Below are 2,317 nucleotides of genomic sequence, written 5' to 3'. Positions count from 1 at the left end.
TTCAGGTAGACGTGCAGCGGCACATAGCGTGTGTCGTAGCCCGGCAGCACGGTGGGCAGGCCGATGAAGCCGTCGAAGTGCTGGGCGTTCGTGACCTCGATGTACGAGAGCCGGCTGCGCCCGCCTTCGACGCGCTTGTTGAGCGCGGTGTAGGGGCGCGAGGTGTGGTTCACCGGCAGCAGCGCGTCGGCGCGGCCGTGCACGATGATGGCCGGCTTGCCGTTCAGGTCACCGTTGCGGCGGGTTTCGTTGAGGCCCTTCTGCAGCGCCAGGGCCTGCGCATCGGTGCCACTCAACAGGCCACGCAGGCACAAGGCGCCGTCGAGGTTGAAGTCTTGGGTCAGCGTTGACGGTGAGAACGAGAACAGGTCGCGCAGCGGCAGGCCGGGGCTCAGGTTGTTGATGAGCTGCACACCGGCCGAGGGCGGCACGCCGTTGCCGGTGGCCGACATGGGCGCGAGCAACGCCGGGGTGGTCGGTGCAATCACCCCTTGCGCCGTGGTGGCCGCAAAGCTGTAGCCACACAGATGGTCGGCCACGCTGGCGCGCGCCAACGCATTGGCGAAGGTCACGCTGACGGCCGGTGCCACTTCAAACGCAGCCAGCGAGGCATGCAAAGGCACCGACTCCGGCTCCCAGCCGTAGCTGCCGAGCTTGGCCAGCGCTTCGTCGGCTTGCGCCGTCAAGGTGTCGGCCGTGAGCCAGCCCTTGGCCCTGAGCGAGGCGCAGCGGTTGGCAGCAAACGGTGCGATCACGAAGGCCGCGCCCGGCGTGCCCGCCACCTGCGGCGACAAGGCCGCGCAGCTCTGGAACAGGTTGGCATAGGTGGTGAAGTCGACCAGCGTCTTGCCCACCGCCTGCACGCTGCTGCCACGCTGGACGATGGCACCGCGCAGGTCGGCCGGCAGCTCCACCGCCGGCTCGGACACGGCCACGCCGTCGATCAGGCGCTCGCGGTCTAGCTCGGCCGCAGCGATGGCCGCACCGCCGCCGTTGGAGATGCTGGAGGCGATCACCAGCGTGTTGAAGGGCCGGATGGTGCGCAGGCGCTGGCCGTGGCCCAGGGCGATGCCGTGGCGTTCGTTGAGCACCCAGTAGGCGAACTCCACCGCTTGCAATGTGAAGCGTCCCCAGTCCTTCTCGGGGTTACGCTGCGAGTGGGCGTGCTTGTAGGCCAGGCGGTTGGGCGTGGCGGTGTTGACGGCAGCGAGTTGCGCTGCGCTCAGCGGCGCGCGGAACTGCGCGACCGCGCCGGCCGATGGCGCGCGCGTGCCATCGATCAACGGCACGGTGTCGCTCGCCAGGTCGTGCGGGCCGCTGCCCGTGCCCTTGTCGGTGTAGGCCACCGCGCAACCGCGCTTCAAGCCCCACTCGCCGGTGCTGATGCCGCCATACACACCACGCGAGCCCGATGAGGTGGCGGTGATGATGCAGGCGCGGCGCGGGTTGAAATGGCTCGGCACCTGCACCATCAGCACCACGTTCTGCTGGCCGCTGCCGTCGTCGCTGAAGGCGATGTACTCGGTACCGGCCACCTTGCCTTCACTGGCGGTGATCACACCGTCGGCATCGACGTTCGGGCCATAGAGCGAGCCGTAGCCGCCGGCGGCCGTCATGTCGACGATGGCGCGGTAGCTGTTGTAGATGGCGGCGCGGCGCAGCTCGGCGACCGTCGGCGCCAAGGCATTCGCAAACGGCGGCAAGGCGCCCGCCAGGCCGGTCTTGCCCAGGCCGGCGGTGAGCAGGTCGTCGCTCACGCCGTCGTACTCGGTGCTGAGCACCTCACCCGACACAAACTCGGGCTTGCGGTTGAACACCGCGTGCGCGCCGAGGTGCTGAGCCTGCTCGGTCGGTGCAGCCGCCGCTTCGGTGGGGGCTACGCTGTCGTCACCACCGCCACCACAGGCCACCAACGCCGCCGCAGCGACCAGGGCCAAGGAAAGAGTCTGGAATCCACCCATGCGCATCGTCATCGTTGTCTCCGGTTGAGTGAACGCAGCCGCCCCACCACCCCGCTCGGGAAGTGGTAGACCGACAGCACAAAAAGAATGCCCAGCCACAAGAGCCAGCGATCGGGCGAGACGAGCTGCGACAAGACCGGCACCCCTTCGAAGGCGCTGCCCCCGAGCTTGAGCAGGTCTTGCAGGTAGTTCTGCGCGATGACGAAGAGCACGCTGCCGACCACCGCGCCATACACCGTGCCCATGCCGCCGATCACGACGATGAGCAGGATGTCGAGCATGATCTCGAAGCTGAGCGAGGTGTCGGGCCCGTTGTAGCGCAGCCAGAGTGCGAGCAGGCAACCGGCGAGCGTGGC

Annotated in this window: 2 protein-coding genes; both read right to left on the bottom strand. The window is 68.4% G+C overall.

All coding sequences use genetic code 11. The annotated features are described in order from the left end of the window. Nucleotides 1-1,973: 3-hydroxybutyrate oligomer hydrolase family protein (locus RMO40_RS15125; RefSeq protein WP_309722972.1), on the bottom strand; the 1,973-nt coding region annotated here is incomplete at its 3' end. Then, nucleotides 1,970-2,317, bottom strand: a 348-nt coding sequence (locus RMO40_RS15120; protein ID WP_489660169.1) for an ABC transporter permease subunit, incomplete at its 5' end; no start/stop codon positions are given. The genes RMO40_RS15120 and RMO40_RS15125, both read right to left, overlap by 4 nt.

Origin of the sequence: Rhizobacter sp. (genome assembly GCF_031412075.1) — a bacterium.
GTDB lineage: Bacteria > Pseudomonadota > Gammaproteobacteria > Burkholderiales > Burkholderiaceae_C > Rhizobacter.
This window is presented reverse-complemented; position numbering and strand designations above follow the sequence as displayed.